The following is a 24,959-nucleotide window of genomic DNA, read 5'->3' on the forward strand; positions in this document are numbered from 1 at the left end:
ATAATCTCCTTCATCATCTTACCGTAGAAAATGAAGGAAATCCAATTTTTTGAAAAATCTTTAGTTAGAAATTTCTTGATTTAATTTGTATAAAGCTACATTTGGTCTATGTGATCCTTTTTCTAATGTATCAATGATATCAGAAGCAATGATTTCATTGTTCACTATTCCTAGGCACAATCCACCTTTACCTTCTTTCAAGTAATCAACTGCTCTTGCTCCAAATTGACTAGCTAAAACACGGTCTCTAGCAGTTGGTGATCCACCACGTTGTACGTGTCCTAAAACAGTAACGCGTGCGTGATAATCTCCGAATTTGTACAATTCTTCTGCAAATTTATTCCCGTTCATTACACCTTCAGCAAGAACGATAATCGTGTGTTTTTTACCTTTTTCACGGCCTTCAGTAATTTTAGTTGCTACTTCTGCCATATCGAATTCTTTTTCAGGAATGATGATTTGTTCTGCTCCACCAGAAACACCCGCCCATAAAGCGATGTCCCCTGCATTACGTCCCATAACTTCCACAATAAATGTACGGACGTGACTTGTAGCTGTGTCACGAATTTTATCTAATGAGTCTAATACAGTATTGATGGCTGTATCAAAACCGATACAAAAATCAGTTCCAGGAATATCATTATCGATTGTTCCAGGAAGTCCGATAGTTGGATAGCCGTGTTTTGTTAACGCTAAAGCTCCTCTGTAAGAGCCGTCTCCTCCGATAACTACTAATCCTTCGATTCCAAATTTCTTCAATTGTTCGATACCTTTCAATTGCCCCTCTTCAGTTGCAAATTCAGGATAACGTGCTGAATAAAGGAAAGTACCCCCTCTTGAAATCATATCTCCTACATCGTTATGGTGTAATTGACGTATATCTCCAGCTACCAATCCAGCATAACCGTAGTTGATACCAAAAACTTCCATTCCTTCGTAAAGAGCTTTTCGAACAACAGCTCTAATAGCCGCGTTCATTCCAGGAGCATCTCCCCCGCTTGTTAAAACAGCGATACGTTTCATATTCCACTTTCACCTCATAAAAAGTTATAGTTGTAAAAATATATACATAAAGATGATTATGAACAAACAATGTGATAATAAGTTATCCATAAATTAGTTCAACAATGACATTCTACCATTTTTAATATAAATTGTCTTATGAATTCTGCTTTTCTTTCAAGATATTTTTTAAATTTTAGAGAACTTTAATTTCAATCTATGATTATGTTCCCTTTTCCTAACAATTCTTCAACTGATTTCACCAAATCAGATGATTCATTGACCCAGAATGCTTCTTGGAGCCCTAGTTTTTTATTCGTTCTCATGTAGTACAAAATTACAGGAATAGAGCCTGAGTGTTCTGTAAAGAGTTCTTTCAGTCTATTTAACGTTTCACCGTCCTCATACTGTTGTTCAATTCGGACAAAACATTTTTTGACTTTCTTCTCTTCTTCTATCTCTGCTGCTTCTTTAAGGTGAGAGACTAAAATTTGCAAACCTTGACCTTGTCTGACTTCCGTCTTCCCCTCTACATAAAGAACTTTGTTTTGGACAACACATTGAATGTATTTGCGGTATACTGTCGGGAACAAAGTCAATGAAATATCTCCCGTAGTATCACTAACCGTCATAAAAGCCATTGGTTCGCCTTTTTTAGTAGTGATTTTTTTGACATCTTTTACCTGTCCGACCAATCGGATTTTTTGATTTTCAACAGCATCTTTAACATAAATGCCTTGCTTACTTTTTAAAATGTCTTCGTACTTTTCAGTAGGATGCCCTGATAAGTAGACCCCTAAGTAAGTATTTTCCGCCTCTAATTTTTCTTGAGGAGTCAAATCTGGTGCTTCTTCATATTTTGGCTGCAGTACATCAAATAAGCCGATGTTATTTCCGCTGAATTTCACACTTGTCAAAATACTCTCTAAGGAGTTCAACAACGTTCCTCTACTGTAACGGAATCCATCAAAAGCGCCAACGTAGATCAATGGCAGAATATAATCTTCTTTTACCCATTTGGTATCCATTCTTCTTAAAAAATCAATGAAGTCTTTATAGACGCCATTTGCTTTTCGATTTTGGATAATTTCAGCTACATAGTCTCTTCTCAATCCTTTTATAGAACTAAGACCAAATAAAATACCTGCATCTTTTTTCGTAAAACGTCCGTAACTGGCATTAATATCTGGATGATAGACATCGATTTTCTTTTTCTTAGCTTCTAGTAGATATTCTTTTACCTTATTTGAGTTATGCAAAGCTGAATTCAACAAGGCAATATAAAAGGCTTGCGGATAATGGACCTTGATGTAAGCCATTTGGTAGCCGATAAAAGAATAAGCAATGGAATGAGATCGGTTGAACCCGTAATTGGCAAAACGTTCGATATAGTCATAAACTTGTCTTGCATCCTGCTCTGGGTATCCTTTGTCTGCAGCACCAGCTGTAAAATGAACTCTTTCCGCATCAATCAATTCTTTTTTCTTTTTCCCAATGGCTCTTCTAAGAATATCTGCTTGTCCTAAAGAGTACCCCGCCATTTTAGACGCCACTTGCATGACTTGTTCTTGATACACCATGACACCATATGTGACGTTTAGGATATCTTTTAAGCTTTCATGTGGATATTCCATGGCCAATTCGCCTTTTTTCCGTTTGATGAACACATCGATCTGTTCCATGGGACCCGGTCGATATAAAGCATTGACGGCCGCAATGTCTTCTAAGGATTCTGGATGCAGCTTGCGCAAAACGTTCTTTATACCGTTGGATTCAAACTGAAAGATTCCTACTGTGTCTGCTTTTTGGAACAGTTCTAAGGTTTCTTTATCATCCATTGGAATGTCTTGCAATCGAATCTGCTTTCCGGTGTCGTACTCAACTGTTTTTAACGCATCTCCCAAAATCGTTAAATTCTTCAATCCCAAAAAGTCCATTTTCAACAGTCCGATTTCTTCAACATTTCCCATAGCATATTGGGTCAATGCAATAGAACTGCTCCCGGATTGAAGAGGAATGATGCTGCTCAGTTTTTGGTCACTGATCACGACTCCTGCTGCGTGGGTGGAAGCATGTCTTGGCAAACCTTCAATATTTTTGGCTGTTTTGAAAATCAACTGGTTTCGTTCCGACTGTTTGACCAATTGTTGCAATGCCGAAGATTTTTTGTACGCCTCTTCTAAAGTAATTCCTAATTGATTCGGAATCGCTTTTGACCACTCATTGGATTCGTCTTGTTTCAGCCCAAAAACGCGAGCTGTATCTCGTAAAGCCATTTTGGCAGCAAGCGTTCCAAAGGTAATAATCTGGGCAACGTGGTCTTTACCGTATTTCTCTTTTACGTATTGCAATACTTCTTCTCTTCGATTATCTGGGAAATCTAAATCGATATCCGGCATATTATATCTCTCTTCATTTAAGAAGCGTTCAAACAGCAAATTGTATTCAATAGGGTCCACGTCTGTTATTTCTAGAACGTAAGACACTAAAGAACCTGCTGCAGATCCTCGCCCAGCACCTGTAACGATTTTTGCGCGATGAGCATAAGCCATAACATCCCATACGATTAAAAAGTAATCTTCAAATCCCATTTTCTGGATTACAGTCAATTCATGCTCCAATCTCTTGAAGTATCTTGCATCCGCTTCTGGAACTCTTTTCTTTAGTCCGTCTAAACACAATTGTTTTAAAAAAGCTGAAGTTGTATCCGTTGTTTGGATAGGGTATTTAGGCAACAACCTTTGTTGTAAAGGAATTTCTATCTTGATACGATCCGCAATGTTTCTTGTCTGTTGAACAGCTTCCGCAAGTCCAGCAGTCACGAATTGCTGTTCTACTTGATCGGGTTCACCAAGATGACGGGTGCCAGTCAAGACCTTTTGGTGTTCCTCTAATTGTTCTCCTTTATCAATGGCTTTCAATACTTTTAAGCTGAAGGCATCTTCTTCGTTTAAATACTGTACATCAGTCAAAGCTGCTGTCTTTAGGTCATTTTCTTTGGCTGTCTGTAAAAGCGCATCTTTTATCGGCATCAACTCTTCGTGCAGCTGAATTCCAAGATAAAAGTGTTCTGGAGAGAATAACCTTTTGTAAGCAGCGATTATTTTTTCAGCTTCTTCTATTTTATCCGCTAATAAGTACTGCTCGATTTCACCCGTTATCCCAGGTGTCAAAGCAATCAAACCTTCTGAGTAAGGTGCTAGATCATTAGGAGAAAATAAAGTTTCAGGCTCTATCATCTTTTTAGTAGACAAAGCCACTAAGTGTTTGTATCCTTGGTTCGTTTCAGCCAGCAAAACTAAAGGAAATGAGTGTTCTGTCTCTATGATGCCTTGCATATCCAAGGTTAATCCTATGATTGGTTTCAATTGATGTTTCAAACATAGTTTGTAGAAGTCGACAGCACCATAAAGGACATTATGGTCAGTCAAAGCTAAGGATTGATACCCTCTTTTTTTAGCGGCTCCTACTAATCCTTCTACCGATAAAGTACTTTGAAGCAAGGAATAGGCACTTTTAACTTGTAATGGTACAAAAGACACTTTCCAGTCCTCCTTTTCATCAATTTGATGAAGGTATTTATTTTTTACTCTATCCTATTTCTTACCGTGTTCCAACTAAGAAAAGGATTCTCAGCACAATTTCATACTCTCTTATTATACTCTGAATAGGAGACAAACAGCAAATTCTGTCTCATTTATCGGCTTTTTCTTTCATTCTGAAAAAAAAGTGGTAAAATGAGTGTGATAGAAAGAAGGTGTTGGTACCATGAAGTATATTGCAACCTTATTTTGGGGATTCTGTTTAGGACAAGTCGTTAACTATATCGGTGGTTCGTTGACCGGCGGAAGTTTTTCTTTTACGACGGCTACAGTAATTGGTCTGCTAAGTGGCGTTCTAGTCATCTTGCTCTCTAATGCCGTTCCTAAACCAAGTCAAGACGGACATCAATCATAAACAACCGTATAAAGACAAAAAAGCCGGAATATCATCCGGCTTTTTTTTATTCTTCTTTAGTTGCTACTTCAATAGTCAACTGATCTGCAATCACCGTTAAAACGGCTTTTAGACCTGGGTAAATTTTCCCTTCAATAATTAGTCTTGCAATCGGGGTTTCGACTTCTTTTGTAAGATAACGTTGCAGCGGCCGAGCCCCATAAGCTGGATCATAGGCCTTATCCGCAATCCACGACTGAGCCTCTTCAGTGATCTCCAATCCAATTTCTTGTTGCTCTAATCGTTTTTCCAAGTCTTTGGTCATCTTCAAAACGATTTTCTTCACCACGTTAAAGTTTAAAGGAGCGAATAAAATTGTATCATCAATCCGGTTTAAGAATTCCGGTTTGAAATTGGCTCTCAATAAACCAAAAACTTGATCTTTTGTTTGTTGCGAAATCTCTCCATCTTCACTGGTTCCGTCAAGCAATAGATTTGATCCAATATTGCTGGTCATAATCAACACAGTATTCTTGAAATCTACGACGCGTCCCTTAGAATCAGTCAATCGACCATCATCTAACACTTGCAATAAAATATTGAACACATCGGGATGAGCTTTTTCTATTTCATCCAGTAAAATAATCGTATAAGGGCTTCTTCTGACCGCTTCTGTCAATTGACCGCCCTCATCATAACCTACATAACCAGGAGGTGCTCCTACTAATCTGGAGACAGTATGTTTTTCCATGTATTCACTCATATCAATCCGAACCATATGATCTTGGGAATCAAATAGATTTTCAGCCAACGTTTTGGCTAATTCTGTTTTCCCTACACCAGTTGGTCCTAAAAACATAAAAGAGCCTAAAGGTTTATTCGGATTTTGAATACCTGCACGCGCTCGGATCACTGCGTCTGTCACGCTATCGACTGCCTCGTCTTGTCCGATTACTCTAGCTTTCATGTTGTCAGCCAATTGCAGCAGTTTTTCTCTTTCTCCTTTGACCAATCGGTTCACTGGAATCCCAGTTTGTCTTCCAACGACCAAAGCAATTTCTTCTTCCGTAACGGACTCTTGCACTAATCGAACGACATCGGCATTAGCTTTTGTTTGACTCACTTCTAATTCAGCCAACTCTTTTTCTAAAGCTGGTATTTCTCCATGGCGCAAAACAGCCGCTCTTTCTAAATCATATTGATTCTCAGCTTCGTCTAATTCATGACGCAATCGATCAAGCTGTTCTCTTTTATCTCTCAACTGAGACACTTGATTTTTTTCGGAATCCCATTTCAATTGCAGTTGATGCGCTTCTTCTTTCAAATCTGCCAACTCTTCTTGAATCAGTTCCAAACGACGGCGGCTTCCTTCATCTTCTTCTTTTTTCAATGCGGCTTCTTCTATTTCCAGCTGCATCAAACGTCTTCTGACTTGGTCCAATTCTGTAGGCATGGAATTCATTTCTACACGGATGGTGGCACAAGCCTCATCCACCAAATCAATGGCTTTATCCGGTAAAAAACGATCCGTGATGTAGCGATTAGACAATGTAGCAGCAGCTACTAAGGCATTGTCATGGATATTTACACTATGGTAAATTTCAAAACGCTCTTTCAATCCTCTTAAAATACTGATCGTATCTTCAACGGTCGGCTCATTGACCAACACTTTTTGGAAACGACGTTCTAAAGCTTTGTCTGTTTCCATATATTTGCGGTATTCATCTAGAGTAGTAGCGCCGATACAGTGCAATTCTCCACGTGCCAACATCGGTTTCAAAAGGTTACCTGCATCCATGCTTCCTTCTGTTTTACCTGCTCCAACGATCGTATGGATTTCATCAATGAACAAAATGATTTGTCCATCGCTTTTCTTCACTTCTTTTAGCACTGCTTTTAATCGTTCTTCAAATTCTCCTCTATATTTCGCCCCAGCGATCAACGCTCCCATATCTAATGAAAAAATCGTCTTATCTTTCAGATTTTCAGGAACGTCTTTTCGCACGATTCGTTGAGCTAAACCTTCTACAATAGCTGTTTTACCTACTCCCGGCTCTCCGATCAATACTGGGTTATTCTTTGTTTTACGAGACAATATTCGAATGACATTTCGTATTTCTTCGTCTCTGCCGATAATAGGGTCTTGTTTCCCGCTCTTAACAGCTTCAACCAGATCTATTCCATATTTGCTTAACGCTTCATAATTCTCTTCTTGATTTTGTGATGTCACTCGCTCTCCTCCTCTTAATTCCATGATTTTCTCGCGCAATCTTTTTTCTGTTAGTCCTTGCGCCAGCAAGTACTTTGTCAAAACATGATTTTTCAGTTTCATCAATGCTAATAGAATGACTTCAGTTGAAACATACTCATCCTGAAAAGATTCACTGATTTTTCCTGCTTCTGTCAACAAACGATAAAGATTTTGGCTCATCGTTTGACCATAATGCACATTATTTCCTTCTACAATCGGCAATTTATCCAACTCTTGATCAATATTGAATTCAAATTGAGCTGTGTCTACGTCTACTTGTTCATAAACATTCTTAGCAAAATGGCTAGGCGTTAAAAATATTTTCCATAGGTGCACAATATCGATTTCTTGGTGTTGTCTCGTGACTGCAATTTGTTGAGCTTCACCTAAAGCTTGTTGCATCGTGCTGGTTAATTTATCCATTTCCATAAGCTCACCACTTTCTTTCCATCGAATTTACTGATTTTATTTTACTCTATTGGTCAAAAATGGTCAAATATTTTTCGACAAACAAATTGTTTTTCAGTTTTATCTTATCTCTATATACTGAAGATAGGATTCAATTTTCAGCTTAATCATATAGAAAGGGTGTTTACATGAAAGCAATCGTTATTAATCAATATGGAGGATCAGATCAACTTGTAGAAAAAGAACTGCCTACTCCAGAACTAGCAGACGATCAAGTCTTAGTCGAATTGAAAGCTACCTCAATCAATCCAATCGATTGGAAAATGAGAGCCGGTTATTTAAAAGAAATGCTGCCTTATGATTTTCCCATTATCTTAGGTTGGGATGCAGCAGGCATCATCAAGAAAGTAGGAACAAGTGTGACCTCTTTTTCTGTAGGAGACAAAGTATTGGCTCGCCCTGCTACCACACCTAGAGGAACTTATGCGGAATATACGGCTATCGAAGAAAACCTAGTTAGTAAAATGCCCGACAATATTTCTTTCGATGAAGCAGCGGCTATTCCTCTAACTGGCCAAACTGCCTGGGTGGCGCTGGTGGAAATCGGAAAAATCAAAGAAGGCGATCGCGTATTGATCCATGGAGGTTCTGGCGGTGTAGGTCATTTAGCGATCCAAATCGCTAAATACTTCGGAGCTTACGTAGCAGCAACTGCCAGCGGAAAAAATGAAGAACTTGCCAAATCTCTTGGTGCAGATCAGTTCATCAACTACCAAGAAGAAGATTTCGAACAAATTCTATCTGATTTTGATTTCGTGTTGGATACCCAAGGTGGAGAAATCCAAGAAAAAAGTTACAACATTCTCAAAAAAGGCGGCACATTAGTTTCCATCGTTGCTCCTCCAGATGAAGAAAAAGCAGCTGAAAAAGGCGTTTTAACTGGCTACTTCTTCTTGGAGCCGACCGGCGAACGTATGAAGGCGCTAGCAAAATTGATTGAAGAAGATCACTTAAAACCGATTGTTGGGAAAACTTTCCCTTTTACTCAAGAAGGCTTACGTGAGGCGCATGATGTAAGTGAAAACGAGTCTATACCAGGTAAAGTTGTCATTCATATAGATTAAATTTTCATCAAAAAAGAGGCCATAAGGTGGCGACCCCCAAAAGTTTAGATTTTACTCTAACTTTTGGGGGTCAGTGCCTAATCGGGCCTCTTTTTTGATCTAACCATTATTAACAGGATTTTATTTTTTTCTACTTAGTTTTTCTTTTATCTGATGCCTAATGCAATTCTAGCGTATCGAGACATTTTAGAGGTATCCCACGCTGGATACCAAACTAACTTCACTTCACTCGTTTGGACTTCTGGCACACTTTTGAGAGCTTTCATGATCTCTTCTGTAATAACATCTGCTAATGGACATCCCATTGTTGTCAGCGTCATTTTAACCACACAATGCCCCTCTTCCAGCAATTCTACACCGTAAACCAACCCTAAATTAACAATGTCGATCCCCAATTCTGGATCGATCACTTGCTCTAATGCAGCCATAATACGTTGACTGATTTCTGCTTGTTCTTGTTCCGTCCAAGAAGATACATTTTCAGACATAAGGCATGATCCTTTCCATTAACTATTTGTTTTATTTGATGTGCATCTTACAGATTTTTCTTAAAAAATTCAGCCATTTCTACAGATATTGCATAAGGGACTTTATGAATCCCGCCGATAGTCGTTTCAAATTGGATGTTTTGGGCGTAAGACTTATCCTGAACCGCTTGAATAAATTTTTTCGTTAATGAATAAGGGACTAACTCATCATTTGTTCCATGCCAGACATAGATAGGACGTCCGTTGATTTTTTCCGGATGCAGGTCTAACGAAATATTTTTCAACGGTTCCATCGCATCATTGACTTCCTGCTCTGTCAATTGAATATCTAACCCCTCTGCCCATGGAGCATTTAAAAGCCATTTCGAAAAAGCAATTGGTGAAGGAGTTCCCATTAATACACTTGCTGCTTTGATCCAAGGAAATTGTGTCAACATCGCATTTGTCGTAATGCCTCCCATAGAAAGTCCAGCTACCCCTATTTTTTCTGGGTCTGTTAGTCCTTTTTCAACATAATAGTCTTTCAAAATGGTGATCTCGCTCAAATTATGTAATACGACATCCCAAAATTCCATATTTCCAGGAGATGAGGCGCTGATTTTTCGTTCTCCATGTAAATAAGATTCCGGCAACAACGCGCGAAATCCTTGTTTAGCCAACTCGTAGCCATTGACCATGGAACTTTCTTTCGAACTTGTCCATCCGTGATAAAAAAATACGGTCGGCAACTTCTTGGAAAAATGTTCCTCTGAAACTATTTCTAATAAAGGCAAACCCTTAACGGTTACATTTTTAATGGAAATCAACTTGACACCTCTTAATAATTATTTTTTTCTCAGTGATTTTATGGTAGTGTATGTTTAACTACTTTTTTTATAGTTTAGCATAAAAACGTTGGAGGATACAGATACAGATGAATAGAAAGCTAATCGCTCTTGACTTAGATGGAACTACCTTAAATAACCAGTCTCAAATCTCTCAAAAAACGAGTGAAGTCTTGACTCGTTTGAAAAAAGAAGGACACATCGTCTCGATCGCTACCGGGAGACCTTACCGGAGCAGTCGCCAATATTACGCAGAATTACAATTGGATACTCCGATCGTAAACTTTAATGGTGCATTGTGCCATAAGCCTACCGAATTAGCATGGGAGTCTCAGTACCATAAGACCCTCAACAGAGAAATTGCTATCGATATGCTGTCTTTGCGTAAAGATATGGATATTCAACTTATAGCAGCTGAGCTTCGCGACTCTGTTTATGTTGATGATGATTTTGTTCCTTACGAAGATTTCTTCGCTACTGGTAAAAGCATGTCTTTCAAACTATCAGAAGATACATTGAAAGAAGAACCAACAGCTATCAGTGTATTCACAGGGAAAGAAAACCAACAAGCCATCACTGACAAAATCATCCACCGCTACGGGGATGCTGTGGAAGTGAGAACTTGGGGCGGACTGACACCTTGTTTAGAAGTTGTTGCTGCCGGAGTACAAAAAGCTATGGGTGTAGAACGTATTGCACAAGTCTACGGAGTGCAACAAAAAGATATTTTAGCTTTTGGGGACGAAAATAACGACTATGAAATGATTCAATACGCTGGTCATGGTGTAGTGATGAATAATGGGATCGATGAATTAAAGGCGATTGCTGATGATGTGACAGATTTTTCTAATCATGAAGATGGTCTGGCACTTTACTTGGAGAAATATTTCCGCTTAAACTAAAAAAGAATTGGATCTGATCAGATCCAATTCTTTTTTTTGATTTTATCTAAAATACACTACTTGCTCTTCGTTCTTTTTGCTGTTCGCTGTTTAAGAACTCGCCCATTACTTTATTCGTTTGCATAAAGTTGACGAATGCCGCTGCGTCCGCTTCTTTAACGGCTTGTTCTAAGCTATAGATCTCATAGCGCGAAACAACGATCATTAACACAGCACGGTTTGTTTTACTGTATCCGCCTGTAGCCGGCAAGACTGTAACGCCTCGGACTAGTTCTTTATGTATAGCTTCTACTAAGGTATCCGGATCTGTTGTTACGATCATTGCTGTTACTTTTTGATGGCTCGTATGAATAGTGTCTACAACTTTGGTAAAAGCATAAATGGATAGAATCGTATAGAAAGAATATTCCCACCCAAAAGTAGCTCCTGCTGTTATTGCAATGATTGCATTCATAACCATCATCAAGTTTCCAATAGTTCTGCCGGTCGTTTTAGCTAGAACCATTGCAATGATGTCCATCCCGCCAGTCGAAAAACCATATTTTAATGCGAAACCTACTCCAGCTCCACCAATTACCCCACCAAATAATGCACTCATGATTGGATCAGGAGTCAATTGAATTACTGGTAAGACAACCATTAAAATAGAGACTAAGAAAGAAGAAAGAAAACTTAATAAAGTAAATGTCTTTCCTATTTTAAACCAACCTAAAATAGCGATTGGGATATTTAATAGTAAAATAATCAATCCAGTTTCTAGCTGGATGTTCAAATATTCTGATGTGATACCCGCAAACAATTGCGCGAAACCATTCAAGCCAGATGCATAAACATTCGTCGGGATAAAGAAGAAGTTAAAAGATATCGCCCCTGTTATCGCTGAAAAAACTAATACGATCATAATTTTTAATGATTCCCACCATGCAACGGGAGATTTAAAATTTTTCACCACAACACCTCCGTAAGATAATTCTAAACTAGAATAGCAACAATCTAATGGGAAAGAAAGAAAAACATAATAACATTAAGAAAAGTCTCATTGTATCCGCTTTACAATAAGAGTCTATTAAGTAACGTTACTTTAGGCAACAAAAAAGCGAAGCAGACAATTGCCTACTTCGCTCAGCTGATTTATTGTACTGTTTTAACGGTTACCGTTTTACTACCTTCCAGGAGTTTGGCTACCGGACAACGCTTTTCTGCTGCTTGAACGATTCGATCCGCTTTTTCAAACGGTAAGCTCTCAATTTTAGCCAATGCCAATACTTCGAAAAAGAATCCGCCTTTTTCTTCCGGCACTAAATCAATGTGTACTTCTACTTGGCTTTTGTTCTTTAAGCCTCTGCCTTTTAATAACGCTTGAATCGTAGCATTTAAACAAGTGCTTAAAGATAATCCCAATAGTTCTTCAGGATTAGTGCCAAGATCTGGACTCAAAGGATCAGAAATAACCACTCTCAGTCCATCATTCTTTACAAAAGCTTCTCCTTGCAAGGCTTGATCATTCACTACTTCTGCGTGAAACAAACTTTTCGGATGAGCCATATAATCCCTGCCTTTTATCGTATTTTTACTCCGCTGAAGCTGGTTCCAATACTTTTTCGATTTCTTTGATGATCACTTTAGCAATCGTAGAACCAAATACCATCATTTCGTAAGCTGCTAAAACATCGCTTGTCGTGCGACTAAGCTGTTTTAGATAAACCTCACCATCGCCCGCTAAAATAACGCTGTAATAACCCGCTTTTACTTGATTCAACTCATTCAGCAATTCGAGAATCTCAGCTTTTTTAGTAAAATCTTTTACATAAGCTAACTTATGGTATGTAATCTGAAAATCAATTGATTTAGCATCTTTGCTATCGAACACTATCCCAAACGGCAATACTCTTGTTTTCGATAACCGAAAATTTCCATTAAATAAAATTTGACCATTTTTCAATTGGCTTTTCTTCAATGGAATATTTTTTTCTTTTAAGTAAACCTCAAAGTTTTCAATCGTTTCTGACAATTTTATTTCCCCCTACCTAACTTAAATGCCTTGCTCCATTTTATTATAACGTAAATAATCCAGAATATATAGAATAAATAAAAAAAGCCTGGCCATCTTAGTAGACGGATCAGACTTTTTTCTTTTCGAATTAACGGCGAGCTTCTTTGATACGAGCAGCTTTACCATGTAATTTACGAATGTAGTACAATTTAGCACGACGTACTTTACCTTGACGAATAACTTCAAGTTTAGCAACACGTGGAGAATGTACTGGGAACGTACGCTCAACACCCACACCGTAAGAAATTTTACGAACAGTATATGTTTCGCTGATTCCTGCACCGCGACGTTTGATAACTACGCCTTCGAATAACTGGATACGTTCTCTTTCCCCTTCAACAATACGTGCATGTACACGAACTGTATCTCCAGGACGGAAACTAGGAATATCACTACGTAATTGTTCGCTAGTAATTGCTTCAATTAATTGACTCATGAATTTTTTCTCCTTCCAACAAACATTCGTATATCTCCATTCGGATACAGCGGAATATCGTTAATAGCGGTGGTTTGCCCACTCACCAAATAACTTTATCATATTATAGAATGCCTGTAAAGTATTTTTTCTTTATTTGGTTATTTTATCGGGACTCAGCTGCGTTTGAATTCCTCAATCCAGTTTTTTTGTTGATCGGTCAATTCAACATGATCCAGCAAATCGGGTCTGCGTTCCAAGGTCCGTCTCAAAGATTCTTTCTCTCGCCACTCTTCAATAAGCTTGTGGTTCCCGCTCAATAGAACTTCGGGTACATCCATGTCTCTGTAAGAAGCAGGTCTTGTGTAATGTGGGTGTTCTAACAGACCTGTTGAGAAAGAATCTGTTACAGCTGATTCTTCATTCCCCAGCACTTCAGGCAACAACCTTACTGTAGCGTCAATTACCACCATAGCGCCCAGTTCTCCGCCTGTCAGCACATAATCACCTAGAGAGATCTCATCTGTCACAATCGATCGGATACGCTCATCATACCCTTCATAATGACCGCAAATAAAGACTAAGTGCTCCGCTTCAGCTAGTTCTTCGGCTTTCTTTTGATTGAAGGGTTCGCCAGCTGGATCGAGCAAGATCACTCTTTTTTTAGTGTCAGGATGTTTCTCTTGAAGATGATCAAATGCATCGAAGATTGGTTGAGCTTTTAACAACATTCCAGCTCCGCCGCCATAAGGATAATCGTCTACATGCTGATGTTTATTTCCCGAAAAATCGCGAAAGTTTAAAACGTCTATCGACAACAGATTTTTTTCGACAGCTTTGCCGATAATGGATTCTGACATTGGACCTTCAAACATACGAGGGAATAACGTAAGAACATCTATTTTCATAAATCTTCTAGCCCTTCCATAAGATGGACCGTCACTATTTTTTCTTCTAAGTCGACATTCAATACACAATCCGCAATATACGGAATCAACAGATCTTTTTGTTTCTGTCTTTGAATGACCCATACATCGTTTGCTCCAGGCTGTAAAACTTCTTTGATTTTACCGATTTCGCGGCCAGTATCGTCTATTACAGTCAATCCAATGATTTGGTGCAGATAAAATTCATCTTCCGGCAAATCTGTTAGTTGTTCTTCAGTTACTTTTAAGATACCATCTCTGTACCCTTCAACAGATTCGATCGTAGGATGGTTTTCAAACGTCAACAAATCAAAATTTTTGTGTTTTCGATGACTAGCGACTACCAGCTCAACGGCTTTTGTTTTTTCTTGTTCTAAAATCAATACTGAACCTTTTTTGTATCTTTGTTCTGGAAAATCAGTTACTGATATAACCCGGACTTCACCTTTAATGCCGTGTGTATTCACTATTTTTCCAACATTGTATAATTTTTCCATTCGATTCCCTCATTTAATTCGTTTTATCGTTCCCTCAGACTTATTTTACTAGGAATTATCTAGATGTCTACAGTAGATTTCTTTTTATCGTTAAAAAAAAGAAAAAACCATTTCTCTAAAGAAACGGCTTCGTCTTATGATGGATATTAATTGTCGACAATGGTCAATCTTACACGCTTAGGTCCTTGAACCTTTGCGCTGTATACAATCGTTCGAATAGCTTTCGCTACACGACCTTTTTTACCGATCACTCGCCCAATATCATCTTCATGAACGCTTAAATGGTATTCAATAAATTCATCGGTTTCATCAGTCTCCAACGTAACTTCTTCTGGATGGCTGACAAGCGGATGAACGATTGCAAGAATCAATTCACTAATGTCACTCATATTAAACATCCCTTTTATTTACTGTATTTAGAATCGTGGAATTTTTTCATAATACCTTCACGAGAAAGGATATTACGAACAGTATCAGAAGGTTGAGCACCATTGCTTAACCATTTAAGAACTGATTCTTCGTCGATTTTTACTTGAACAGGTTCAACAATTGGGTTGTAGTAACCAATTTCTTCGATGAAGCGACCATCACGTGGAGAACGTGAATCAGCAACTACTATACGATAAAAAGGTTTTCTTTTAGAACCCATACGTTTCAAACGGATTTTTACTGCCATACTTTAACACCTCCATTAACAATCTCACAAAAGATAGTTTATCAGTTATTTCCATGCTTGTAAAGTGTTTTTTCTTTACACTTCATTTTTTCTGCATTTTTTTCTATTTTTTCTTTTTGCGAACGTTTTTTTTCTTTTTCTTTTTGTTTTTTCTTGCCATTTGATTCATTGCCAGCTTGCCTAATTTCCCCTTTACGCCGTTTCCGAATAAATTATCCATCCCTTGGAAGTTGCCGTTAGACATTTTGTTCATCATTTTTTTCGACTCATTGAATTGTTTGATTAAACGATTCACTTCAACCAATGGACGGCCTGATCCTTTAGCAATTCTTTTTCGTCTGCTTTGAGAAATAATATCCGGATTTTCTCTTTCTTTAGGAGTCATAGAGAGAACAATGGCTTTCATTCGAGCCGTATCTTTTGGATCAATCTGTAGTTGATCTAATCCTGGCATATTGTTCATCCCTGGAATCATTTTAATGATGTCTTCTAGAGGCCCCATGTTGCTGACTTGATCCATTTGATCTATGAAATCATTAAAATCAAACGAATTGTCGCGTAGTTTTTCAGCCATTTCTTCGGCTTTTTTCTCGTCGATATCTTGCTGCGCTTTTTCAATCAGCGTCAACATATCCCCCATACCCAAAATACGGTTTGCCATACGATCTGGATGGAATGGTTCTAAAGCGTCAAGCTTTTCACCTTGACCAACAAATTTGATTGGTTTACCTGTAACGGAACGGATAGACAATGCAGCCCCACCACGTGTATCCCCATCTAATTTCGTTAGTACAACCCCTGTTACATCTAATTGCTCATTAAAGGACTTGGCAACATTGACTGCATCTTGTCCAGTCATCGCATCAACAACTAAGAAAATCTCAGAAGGTTCAGCAATTTTTTTGATATCAGACAATTCCGTCATCAAGTTTTCATCTACGTGCAAACGCCCAGCCGTATCGATCAATACTAGATCGCGACCCGTTCTTACGGCTTCTTCAATTCCTTTTTGAGCAATTTCTACCGGACTTACTTGGTCGCCTAATGTAAAAACAGGCATGTCCAATTGGTTTCCGATCGTTTGCAGCTGTTGGATAGCAGCAGGACGATAAATATCAGCTGCAACCAGCAATGGGCGCTTATTGTCGTTTTTACGGACATAGTTGGCGATCTTACCAGCAGTTGTTGTTTTACCTGCCCCTTGCAAACCAACCATCATGACTACTGTCGGCGGTTTGACAGAGTAATTGATCGTAGCAGTTTCGCCACCCATCAATTCTGTCAATTCATCGTTTACGATTTTGATGATTTGTTGTCCTGGAGACAAACTGTCTAATACTTCTGTTCCAATCGCACGTTCACTTACTTTATTTACAAACTCTTTAACAACTTTAAAGTTGACATCGGCCTCTAGTAGAGCTAAGCGGACTTCCCGCATCATTTCTCTAACATCAGCTTCAGAAACTTTACCTTTACGACGCAATTTCGTCATTGCATTTTGGAGTCTTTCTGTTAATCCTTCAAATGCCATATTTTTCCACCTATCCTACTCTTCATCATTTGTTTGTCTTAATTTTTCAAGTTCAGCTTTAAATGCAGTATCTTTTGGATAATGAGCAGTTACATATTCTTCCAACTGATCAATTATGGCATTGGTTTCGCTGAATTTTTTAAACAAGTTCAACTTTTCTTCGTACTCAATAAGAATTTTTTCTGTTCGCTTGATATTGTCATAGATAGCTTGGCGGCTCACGTTAAATTCATCCGCTATTTCACCGAGAGAAAAATCATCTCCGTAATACAATTGCATGTACTCTTGTTGTTTATCTGTCAGTAAAGCACCATAAAAATCAAATAATGCATTCATTTGATTTGTTTTTTCTAATTCCATTATCGGCTCTCTCCTAGTACTTACTGTAAAGTAATTTACTTTTACACACTACTTTAGATTACCTATTTTTGAGCTTTTAGTCAATAGAAGCCGGACTTTTTCTCCAAATCTAAAGTCCTTTTCACTCGTTTGGACAAAAATAAGGAAAAGACTTGAGGTCTTTTCCTTATCGTAGTGAATTATTTTTTCAAATATTCATCAATATTAGATTTGATGTTAGAAACTTTTGGCCCATAAATTACTTGAGCGCTGGTTCCTTTAATAACAACGCCAGCAGCTCCCGTTGATTTCAACAAGCTTTCATTAACTAACTCGCCGTCTTTTACTTTCACTCGCAAACGAGTTGCACAGTTGTCAACATCAACTAAGTTATCGGCTCCACCTAATCCTTCAACAATGTCTTTCGACAAACTGTCTTCATTAGATGATGCTTCTTCTTTTCCGCCTTGCTTTTTAGCTTGGTAATCTGCTTTTGTATATAACTTCGTTTCTACTACGTCATCTTCACGTCCTGGAGTTTTCAAATCAAACTTCAAGATGAAGAAACGGAACACAAAGTAATACACTAAAGCGTATACTACTCCGACAAGAACGACTGGTATCCAATTCGTGACAGATTGCCCAGGCAAGATTCCGTATAATACGAAGTCGATCAATCCACCAGAGAATGTCAATCCTACTCCAACATTTAAGAAATGCATGAATGCAAATGAAAATGCAGCTAAGACACAGTGTACTCCAAAGTATAATAATGGTGAAGCAAATAAGAATGAGAATTCAAGAGGTTCTGTAATCCCTGTGAACACTGAAGTCAAAGATGAAGACGTCATTAAACCTTTAACATCTTTTTTGCGTTCAGGTTTAGCTGTATGGTACATTGCCAAAGCAGCTGCTGGGAAACCAAAGATCATGAACGGGAACATTCCAGAGAAGAATTTAGCGGCTTCCGCGCCAACTGGCAGACCATTCGCTAATTGAGCAAATAGAATATTTTGTGCTCCCTCTACAGTTTGTCCTGCAATCTCTGCAGTACCGCCTAAAGCTGTTTGCCAGAATGGCAAGTAGAAGACATGGTGCAATCCTAGTGGAATCAATGCACGGTAGATGTATCCATATAAGAATGTCCCTACATATCCTAAATCAGCTACCAATGAACCCAACCATGCGATAAATTGAGCGGCAAATGGCCATAGGAATGCTAAAGCAACCCCTGCAACAATACCACCTAAAGCTGAAACGATCGGTACAAAACGCGTGCCTGCAAAGAATGACAAAGCATCTGGCAAGTCGATCTTATAGTAGCGATTATGTAAGAAAGCTACTATCGAACCAATAATAATCCCGCCAAAAACTCCTGTATTCATTGTGTTTTCAAACCCAAGGAAACTGCTCATCAATCCTGGGATAGATGATAATTCTTCCATATTGCCAAAGTTTGCTACTGTACTAGTCAGAGCAGCATACATCATAAAGTAAGCTACAACTCCAGAAATAGCAGCAACTTCTTTAGCTGCTTTAGCAAATCCAAGAGCAACGGCTACTGCAAATAATAGCGGCAAGTTGTCAAAAATGATTTGTCCACAATCTTTTAAGATCGTCAATACGCTATTTAGGACAGTTCCTTCTCCTAACAACCACTCTAAATCATATAAATTAATAAATGCGTCTCCGGTAAAAGAAGCTCCAATACCGAGAAGTAACCCAGCAATCGGTAACAATGCAATCGGCAGCATAAATGTTTTACCCATTTTTTGCAAGGTTTCGAAAATCTTGTCTTTCACAATCATTCCTCCTATAAATTTTTAACTGCAGCTTTACTGAAATCATCCGCACTACAGCGCATAGGATTTCAGGCCACGTTTCGAATCATAGCACATTTTGAAGTTAGGAACAATATTCAAGATTATTGGTTAAAAATAAAAAAGCTCAACAAAAATGACGCCTCCAACATTGGAAGCGTCTGCACTCTCTAAATAAAAAGATTTTTATAATGTATCTTTAATCAATTCGCTGAATAAGCCGAAAACAAACTCATTTGGGTTGAACTCTTCTAAATCGTCCATGTTTTCCCCGAGTCCAACATATTTTACTGGTATGCCTAATTCTTTACGAATTGCCAAAACGATTCCACCTTTGGCCGTTCCGTCTAATTTGGTCAATACAATTCCCGTAACATCTGTTGTTTCTTTAAATTGACGAGCTTGGATCATAGCGTTTTGACCTGTCGTTGCATCCAGAACCAAAAGCACTTCATGCGGTCCATCTGGAACTTCTCTGGAAATGATTCGTTTCATTTTTTCCAGTTCTTTCATCAAATTCACCTTATTTTGCAAACGGCCAGCAGTATCTACAATAAGGATATCGGCATTTTCATCTTTTGCACGTTTAACAGCGTCGAAAACAACTGATGCAGGATCTCCACCAGCTTTTCCAGAGACAACAGTCGCTCCTACACGCTCTCCCCAAACTTCCAATTGTTCGATAGCTCCAGCACGGAATGTATCTCCAGCTGCTAAAACAACTTTTTTGCCTTCATCAATGTATTGGTGAGCCATTTTAGCGATTGTAGTAGTTTTTCCGACTCCGTTTACTCCAACGAATAAAATAATCGTTAGTCCATCTTTGTTTAACTGGATTGAGCGGTCTCCACTTTCGCTTTCCTCGTAAATATCTACCATTTTTTCAATGATTACTTGCTGAACATCATTTTTGTTTTTAGCGTTTTTCAGTTTTACTTCTTGACGCAAGGCTTCCGTGATTTCCATTGTGACTTCGAAACCAACATCTGACTCAATCAAAACTTCTTCCAGATCTTCAAAAAAGTCTTCATCGACCGTCCGGAAATTCGCGAACAATTCGTTCATTCGACTAGAAAAAGTCTTTCGCGTTTTCTCTAGCCCTTTTTCATATTTTTCAGTTGTTTCAGTTTGCTCAACGGGTGTTTCTTTCTTTTCACCGGTAAAGGCTTGTTTAATGCGGTCAAATAACCCCATGTCTCCATCCCCTTTTTAACTTTGTTTAATGTACTTCATTTAAAATGAATCTCTCAACTGCTCGAGCAATACCGTGGTCGTCATTCGTATCCGTCACATACTGAGCGATTTCTTTCAACGCAGGCGTTGCATTACCCATAGCAATACCCATACCAGCGTATTCGATCATCGCATGGTCATTCGCTTCATCGCCAAAAGACATCACTTCATCGGCCGTAAATCCAAGCAAATCACACAACACTTCTATTCCACGTCCTTTATCGACTTCCTTATTCATCATTTCAATCAAGATAGGACGTGATTTTACGATCGTAAACTTTTCATAAAATTCTGTTGGAATGCGTTTGATCTCTTGCTCCAAAACATTCTCTTCATAACAAAATAAAATTTTGTTGAATCGAATATCATCTGGAAGTTCATCCAATGTTGTATGCACAAAAGGCAAAGCTGGTTTTGTTTTCTTATACCAAGACTCTCTTCCATTTGGAGCCGGCATTTCGTAAATATTGTCTAAGTCCAATAGGTTGCATGGCAAATTGATTGACTTGCTCAGCTCATACAACTCAATAGCTTGTTCTTTTGACAAAGACTTTTGAGACAAAATTTCTCCTGTATCAGCTTTTTGCACTAGACCGCCGTTGTAAGTGATGACATAGTCGCCAGCTTCTCTAAGATTCATTTCGTCTAAGATGGCCGCTACACTAAGCAGCGGACGTCCAGTACAAATCACTACTTTAACGCCTAGTTCCTTAGCTCTTTTTAATGCTTGTTTATTTTCCACTGAAATACTACCATCACTTTTCAGCAATGTACCATCTAAATCAATTGCAATTAATTTGATCATGTCTAGAATACTCTCCTTGTCTTCTTACTTACTTGTTAACAGGTACAGCTTCTAATTCTTCCAAACGAACAGAAACGATTTTTGACACTCCTGATTCTTGCATTGTTACCCCATACAAACCATCCGCTTCTTGCATCGTTCCCTTACGGTGAGTGATCACAATGAACTGTGTATCTTTTTCAAATCTGCGGAGATAACGGCCAAATCGAACCACATTTGCCTCATCTAAAGCCGCTTCTACTTCGTCTAAAATGCAAAACGGAACAGGTCTCACCAATAAAATAGAGAACAACAAAGCTATTGCTGTTAAAGACCGTTCTCCGCCAGAAAGCAAGCTGAGCTGCTGCAATTTTTTACCTGGTGGTTGAGCAATGATCTCAATACCTGTCGTCAGCATGTTAGACGGATCCGTCAATTTCAGTTCAGCTGTTCCTCCGCCAAATAATTGTTGGAAGACTAGTGTGAATTTGCTTTGGATCGCTTCAAACAACTCAGAGAAACGTTTGATTACTTCAGCATCCATTTCATCCATTGTTTCAAACAAACTGTTTTTAGCTTCCTCTAAGTCGGCTTTTTGTTCTGCTAAAAACGTATAGCGTTCGTTTACTCGTTCATATTCTTCAATAGCCGCTAGATTGACCGTTCCTAACTCTTCAATCCCTTTTTTCAGTAACTTCACTTTTCGTTTGGCCTCTTCGAGAGAAATTTCAATCACGTAGTTCGCCGCTGCTGCTTCATAAGTCAACCCATAGTCTTCACTCAAGATCATTAAACGCGTTTCGATAGCGACGTCTAAGCGATTCATAGCTACTTCAACGATTGATTTTTGTTCTCTTACAGCTTGCTGCTGATTGTGCTTGGTAGAGACTTGCTGGTCTAACGAATCAATGTCTTCTTCGGTTTTTCGCAATTTTTGTCTATTGACTTTCAAGGCTTCTTCGATAGTCTTTTTGTCTTCTTTTAATTGCACTAAAGATTCTTCCAACTCTTTTTGAGTGAGTTGGTGGTCTCCATCATATAACGTTGTTGCTTCAAGCTGATTCTCTAAAGCAGCCAATTCTCTGCTTAGTTCGTCCACCGTGTTTGATAAACGTTGTTCTTCTTTTGCCAAACCATTCAAGTATTCCTGAAGAGTAGCAGATTGAGTGATCAATAACTGATATTGTTCGGTTAGTTGATTTTTTCTCAGCTCTTTTTCTTCGTTTTGTGAAGAGACCATTGCCATTTGCTGGGTCAATACAGCCATCTTTTCCTTGACTGCAGCTAATTCAACTTCGATTTCTTTCAATCTCTTAGTAGTTTCATCGGCTTCTTGTTGAGCAGCTGATTCTTCGTATTCTTGAGCTTTTAATTCACGTGTTAATCGGTGGATCTCTTCAGTGATGTAATTCGCTTTGCTTTTCAGCTCTTGCTCTTCAAGTCGTTTTTGTTCACCAACCGTACGCAATTCATACATTGCTTGCTCTTCTTTTTTCTCAGACTGTTTTAAGGCGCGAATGTCTACTTCTTTTTGATGCATCAACTCATCCATTTTTTGAATCTGCTCTTTTAAGGATTGCAATTCATTTTTTCTAGACAACAAACTGCCTCTATTACTTTGTTTGTTCGACCCACCAGTCATCGATCCGCCAGCATTCATTACATCGCCTTCTAAAGAAACGACTCGGTATTTATATTGAAAATGTTTGGCTAAACGGTTCGCAGATTCAAGGTTCTCTGCTATTAGAGTTGTCCCTAATAGATTTTGCAGTACATTTTTGACAGCATCTGAATATTGAATGACTTCACTACCTACACCAACATATCCAGCAATCGACTGAGCTTGAGTTTGAATAGCGGTTGGTAAAAAACGCGCTTTAATAGCTGTTAAAGGTAAAAATGTAGCTCTTCCAGAATGTTTTTGCTTTAAGTACTGAATAGCCCGACGTCCGCTGGTATCATCTTCTACAACAATATGCTGTCCGGCAGCTCCCAACGCAATATCAATCGCCAGCTCCAAGTTCTTAGGCACTTCGATCAATTCTGTAACAGCCCCTACGATACCGCCTAGTCGTTCTTTTTGTTTCAGAACTTCTCGTACACCTTGGTAAAAGCCTGTATAATCATCGCTTAATTCTTTTAGGCTGTCTCTTTTAGCTTTAGCTTGTTGGACAATACGCATAGCATCATAGAGTTGACTTTCTTTTGATTCGCGATCTTTTTTGATTGTTTGAAGCAAGGCTTGTTTTTCTTGGAATTGAAGCAACTTTTCAGCGATTTCTTGCTGCACTTGTTTCAATTGAGTTGTTTGAACAGCCGAAGTTTCCGTCAATTCTTTCACTTCATCTGCCAGACTTTGTTTAGAAGTCATGGATTTAGCATTTCTCAACTCAAATTGAGAAGCACTTTTCTTTAAAAAAGTTTGCTCATTTTTTAAAGACGTTTCTTGTTGCATCCATTCGATGTATTCGTCACGCAAATGATCTTCCATTTGCTTTTGATTTCCGGACAACAACTCACGTTCTTTTTTAATGTTTTTTAGTGCTTTGTCCAGCTCTTTTTTTTCTTTTTCTTTCGCCGTTTTATTTTTGATGGTTTCTTCTAACTGATTTGTTGTATGTTCTATTTGGTGTTGCAATTGTTGTTTGCTTTGAAGAGCTTTTTCTTTATTTTCTTGAGTATGTTTGTCGCGCTCTTTTAAAACATTTTTTTTCCCTTCCAATTGCTCCATTTTCTGAACAGCTTCCATCAGTTGTTCTTGATAGCTGTCTGATTTCTCGGAGAAAGTGCGTTTCGCTTTGCGCAAATTCAATAAATCAGCTTCCAGTTTGTCCGATTGTTGCTTCATTTCAGCTAACTGCATATCATAAGCTGCTTTTTGATTGCTTTTTTCAGCTAATTCTTGTTGATACTGTTGGATTTCTACTGCAGTTAGAGAGATTTCTACATCTTTTAACTGCTCTTTCTGCTGCAGATAATCTTTTGCCATAGTGCTTTGGATTTTTAAGGGTTCTACTTGTGATTCTAGTTCATACAAAATATCTTGAACGCGATTCAAATTGTCTTTTGTTTCCAACAATTTTTGTTCAGCTTTTTTCTTTTTCGTTTTGTATTTCAGTACTCCAGCAGCCTCTTCAAAAATGGCACGACGATCCTCTGGTTTACTATTGAATACCGATTCGACCTTTCCTTGAGAAATGATTGAAAAAGACTCTTTTCCTAATCCAGAATCCATAAATAAGTCTACAATGTCTTTTAAACGACATGGCTTTTTATTGATGTAATATTCGCTATCTCCAGAACGGTGCAACCGTCTTGTAATACTTACTTCTGAAAAATCAAGAGGCAAGAAATGGTCTTCATTTTCTAATACTAAGGTTACTTCAGCGATATTAACCGGTTTACGTGAATCTGATCCGGCAAATATAATATCGTTCATTTTCCCACCGCGTAAACTTTTTGCAGATTGTTCTCCCATAACCCAACGAATCGCTTCAATAATATTGCTTTTTCCGCTTCCGTTTGGTCCAACAACGGCCGTTACGCCTTCGTTAAATTCGATAGTCGTTTTAGTGGCAAATGACTTAAAACCACTAATATCTATTTTTTTTAATTGCACGAAGACTGGCTCCTTCCTATATTTTCAAATTTGATGAACTCGCACTATCTTATTCATCTGGTGTTTATCTTTATCGGATGATGATAAAACCTTCTTTATCATTACACAAACAACGAAGGTTAGCCACAACT

22 protein-coding genes are annotated in these 24,959 nt (G+C 38.4%); 3 read left to right on the top strand and 19 right to left on the bottom strand.

The window, feature by feature from the left end:
• Nucleotides 1–60: 60 nt before the first annotated feature.
• Nucleotides 61–1,023: a 6-phosphofructokinase gene (gene pfkA / locus BM137_RS05335; RefSeq protein ID WP_092480128.1), complete on the bottom strand. Its 963-nt coding sequence runs from the start codon at nt 1,021–1,023 to the stop codon at nt 61–63.
• Nucleotides 1,024–1,214: 191 nt separating this feature from the next.
• The gene (dnaE, locus tag BM137_RS05340) at nt 1,215–4,544 is read right to left on the bottom strand and encodes a DNA polymerase III subunit alpha (RefSeq protein ID WP_092480129.1); all 3,330 of its coding nucleotides are present in this window, start codon (nt 4,542–4,544) and stop codon (nt 1,215–1,217) included.
• Nucleotides 4,545–4,770: 226 nt separating this feature from the next.
• Here dnaE and BM137_RS05345 point away from each other — a divergent pair, with 226 nt between their 5' ends.
• Nucleotides 4,771–4,959, top strand: a complete 189-nt coding sequence (locus tag BM137_RS05345; RefSeq protein WP_092480130.1) for a YjzD family protein — start codon at nt 4,771–4,773, stop codon at nt 4,957–4,959.
• A 46-nt stretch (nt 4,960–5,005) separates the two neighbouring features.
• On the opposite strand, the gene clpB is transcribed toward BM137_RS05345, so the two are convergent.
• Nucleotides 5,006–7,618, bottom strand: coding sequence for an ATP-dependent chaperone ClpB (gene clpB, locus BM137_RS05350; RefSeq protein WP_092480131.1), 2,613 nt, complete (start codon nt 7,616–7,618; stop codon nt 5,006–5,008).
• A 167-nt stretch (nt 7,619–7,785) separates the two neighbouring features.
• On the opposite strand from clpB, the gene BM137_RS05355 reads away from it, so the two are divergent.
• Nucleotides 7,786–8,721, top strand: a complete 936-nt coding sequence (locus BM137_RS05355) for an NADP-dependent oxidoreductase (protein ID WP_092480132.1) — start codon at nt 7,786–7,788, stop codon at nt 8,719–8,721.
• Nucleotides 8,722–8,867: 146 nt separating this feature from the next.
• Here BM137_RS05355 and BM137_RS05360 read toward each other — a convergent pair whose 3' ends face one another.
• Together BM137_RS05360 and BM137_RS05365 are read right to left on the bottom strand one after the other, a co-directional pair.
• A complete protein-coding gene (locus BM137_RS05360; protein WP_092480133.1) occupies nt 8,868–9,209 on the bottom strand; it encodes a metal-sulfur cluster assembly factor in 342 nt (113 codons plus the stop codon).
• Between the two features lie 47 nt (nt 9,210–9,256).
• Nucleotides 9,257–10,015, bottom strand: a complete 759-nt coding sequence (locus tag BM137_RS05365; protein WP_092480134.1) for a prolyl oligopeptidase family serine peptidase — start codon at nt 10,013–10,015, stop codon at nt 9,257–9,259.
• 107 nt (nt 10,016–10,122) lie between these two features.
• Here BM137_RS05365 and BM137_RS05370 point away from each other — a divergent pair, with 107 nt between their 5' ends.
• Nucleotides 10,123–10,935: a Cof-type HAD-IIB family hydrolase gene (locus BM137_RS05370; RefSeq protein WP_092480135.1), complete on the top strand. Its 813-nt coding sequence runs from the start codon at nt 10,123–10,125 to the stop codon at nt 10,933–10,935.
• Between the two features lie 46 nt (nt 10,936–10,981).
• Here BM137_RS05370 and BM137_RS05375 read toward each other — a convergent pair whose 3' ends face one another.
• From BM137_RS05375 to smc, 14 genes are all read right to left on the bottom strand, one after another.
• The gene (locus tag BM137_RS05375; RefSeq protein ID WP_244887656.1) at nt 10,982–11,884 is read right to left on the bottom strand and encodes a YitT family protein; all 903 of its coding nucleotides are present in this window, start codon (nt 11,882–11,884) and stop codon (nt 10,982–10,984) included.
• Nucleotides 11,885–12,066: 182 nt separating this feature from the next.
• Nucleotides 12,067–12,480, bottom strand: coding sequence for an OsmC family protein (locus BM137_RS05380; RefSeq protein WP_092480136.1), 414 nt, complete (start codon nt 12,478–12,480; stop codon nt 12,067–12,069).
• Nucleotides 12,481–12,505: 25 nt separating this feature from the next.
• Nucleotides 12,506–12,946, bottom strand: a complete 441-nt coding sequence (locus BM137_RS05385) for a hypothetical protein (RefSeq protein WP_092480137.1) — start codon at nt 12,944–12,946, stop codon at nt 12,506–12,508.
• Between the two features lie 130 nt (nt 12,947–13,076).
• Nucleotides 13,077–13,424 carry a 50S ribosomal protein L19 gene (rplS, locus tag BM137_RS05390; protein ID WP_092480138.1) on the bottom strand — a complete coding sequence of 116 codons (348 nt, stop codon included), beginning with the start codon at nt 13,422–13,424 and terminating at the stop codon, nt 13,077–13,079.
• 155 nt (nt 13,425–13,579) lie between these two features.
• Nucleotides 13,580–14,311, bottom strand: a complete 732-nt coding sequence (gene trmD / locus BM137_RS05395) for a tRNA (guanosine(37)-N1)-methyltransferase TrmD (RefSeq protein WP_092480139.1) — start codon at nt 14,309–14,311, stop codon at nt 13,580–13,582.
• Complete coding sequence (rimM, locus tag BM137_RS05400) at nt 14,308–14,826, bottom strand: ribosome maturation factor RimM (RefSeq protein WP_092480140.1); 519 nt, start codon at nt 14,824–14,826, stop codon at nt 14,308–14,310. The genes trmD and rimM overlap by 4 nt, the downstream gene beginning before the upstream one ends.
• Before the next feature lie 146 nt (nt 14,827–14,972).
• Nucleotides 14,973–15,215 carry a KH domain-containing protein gene (locus BM137_RS05405; RefSeq protein WP_092480141.1) on the bottom strand — a complete coding sequence of 81 codons (243 nt, stop codon included), beginning with the start codon at nt 15,213–15,215 and terminating at the stop codon, nt 14,973–14,975.
• Between the two features lie 14 nt (nt 15,216–15,229).
• Nucleotides 15,230–15,502 carry a 30S ribosomal protein S16 gene (rpsP, locus tag BM137_RS05410; RefSeq protein ID WP_092480142.1) on the bottom strand — a complete coding sequence of 91 codons (273 nt, stop codon included), beginning with the start codon at nt 15,500–15,502 and terminating at the stop codon, nt 15,230–15,232.
• Between the two features lie 103 nt (nt 15,503–15,605).
• The gene (ffh, locus tag BM137_RS05415; RefSeq protein ID WP_092480143.1) at nt 15,606–17,033 is read right to left on the bottom strand and encodes a signal recognition particle protein; all 1,428 of its coding nucleotides are present in this window, start codon (nt 17,031–17,033) and stop codon (nt 15,606–15,608) included.
• 15 nt (nt 17,034–17,048) lie between these two features.
• Nucleotides 17,049–17,393, bottom strand: coding sequence for a putative DNA-binding protein (locus tag BM137_RS05420; RefSeq protein WP_092480144.1), 345 nt, complete (start codon nt 17,391–17,393; stop codon nt 17,049–17,051).
• Nucleotides 17,394–17,572: 179 nt separating this feature from the next.
• Nucleotides 17,573–19,174: a PTS transporter subunit EIIC gene (locus BM137_RS05425; RefSeq protein ID WP_092480145.1), complete on the bottom strand. Its 1,602-nt coding sequence runs from the start codon at nt 19,172–19,174 to the stop codon at nt 17,573–17,575.
• Nucleotides 19,175–19,378: 204 nt separating this feature from the next.
• Nucleotides 19,379–20,386 carry a signal recognition particle-docking protein FtsY gene (ftsY, locus tag BM137_RS05430; protein ID WP_092480146.1) on the bottom strand — a complete coding sequence of 336 codons (1,008 nt, stop codon included), beginning with the start codon at nt 20,384–20,386 and terminating at the stop codon, nt 19,379–19,381.
• 25 nt (nt 20,387–20,411) lie between these two features.
• The gene (locus BM137_RS05435; RefSeq protein ID WP_092480147.1) at nt 20,412–21,230 is read right to left on the bottom strand and encodes a Cof-type HAD-IIB family hydrolase; all 819 of its coding nucleotides are present in this window, start codon (nt 21,228–21,230) and stop codon (nt 20,412–20,414) included.
• Nucleotides 21,231–21,258: 28 nt separating this feature from the next.
• On the bottom strand, nt 21,259–24,828 hold the full coding sequence (gene smc / locus BM137_RS05440; RefSeq protein WP_092480148.1) for a chromosome segregation protein SMC: 3,570 nt from the start codon (nt 24,826–24,828) through the stop codon (nt 21,259–21,261).
• Between the last annotated feature and the right edge of the window lie 131 nt (nt 24,829–24,959).

The organism is Desemzia incerta (assembly GCF_900115825.1).
In the GTDB taxonomy this organism is placed as follows: Bacteria; Bacillota; Bacilli; order Lactobacillales; family Carnobacteriaceae; genus Desemzia; species Desemzia incerta.

Excerpts from the sequence above, each read along its gene's own strand:
- ffh (WP_092480143.1), bottom strand. The coding sequence starts at position 17,033 with ATGGCATTTGAAGGATTAACAGAAAGACTCCAAAATGCAATGACGAAA.
- BM137_RS05355 (WP_092480132.1), top strand. The coding sequence starts at position 7,786 with ATGAAAGCAATCGTTATTAATCAATATGGAGGATCAGATCAACTTGTA.
- BM137_RS05370 (WP_092480135.1), top strand. The coding sequence starts at position 10,123 with ATGAATAGAAAGCTAATCGCTCTTGACTTAGATGGAACTACCTTAAAT.
- rplS (WP_092480138.1), bottom strand. The coding sequence starts at position 13,424 with ATGAGTCAATTAATTGAAGCAATTACTAGCGAACAATTACGTAGTGAT.
- rimM (WP_092480140.1), bottom strand. The coding sequence starts at position 14,826 with ATGGAAAAATTATACAATGTTGGAAAAATAGTGAATACACACGGCATT.
- BM137_RS05435 (WP_092480147.1), bottom strand. The coding sequence starts at position 21,230 with ATGATCAAATTAATTGCAATTGATTTAGATGGTACATTGCTGAAAAGT.
- trmD (WP_092480139.1), bottom strand. The coding sequence starts at position 14,311 with ATGAAAATAGATGTTCTTACGTTATTCCCTCGTATGTTTGAAGGTCCA.
- BM137_RS05380 (WP_092480136.1), bottom strand. The coding sequence starts at position 12,480 with ATGGCTCATCCGAAAAGTTTGTTTCACGCAGAAGTAGTGAATGATCAA.
- rpsP (WP_092480142.1), bottom strand. The coding sequence starts at position 15,502 with ATGGCAGTAAAAATCCGTTTGAAACGTATGGGTTCTAAAAGAAAACCT.
- clpB (WP_092480131.1), bottom strand. The coding sequence starts at position 7,618 with ATGGAAATGGATAAATTAACCAGCACGATGCAACAAGCTTTAGGTGAA.
- BM137_RS05345 (WP_092480130.1), top strand. The coding sequence starts at position 4,771 with ATGAAGTATATTGCAACCTTATTTTGGGGATTCTGTTTAGGACAAGTC.
- pfkA (WP_092480128.1), bottom strand. The coding sequence starts at position 1,023 with ATGAAACGTATCGCTGTTTTAACAAGCGGGGGAGATGCTCCTGGAATG.
- BM137_RS05405 (WP_092480141.1), bottom strand. The coding sequence starts at position 15,215 with ATGAGTGACATTAGTGAATTGATTCTTGCAATCGTTCATCCGCTTGTC.
- ftsY (WP_092480146.1), bottom strand. The coding sequence starts at position 20,386 with ATGGGGTTATTTGACCGCATTAAACAAGCCTTTACCGGTGAAAAGAAA.
- BM137_RS05420 (WP_092480144.1), bottom strand. The coding sequence starts at position 17,393 with ATGGAATTAGAAAAAACAAATCAAATGAATGCATTATTTGATTTTTAT.
- BM137_RS05360 (WP_092480133.1), bottom strand. The coding sequence starts at position 9,209 with ATGTCTGAAAATGTATCTTCTTGGACGGAACAAGAACAAGCAGAAATC.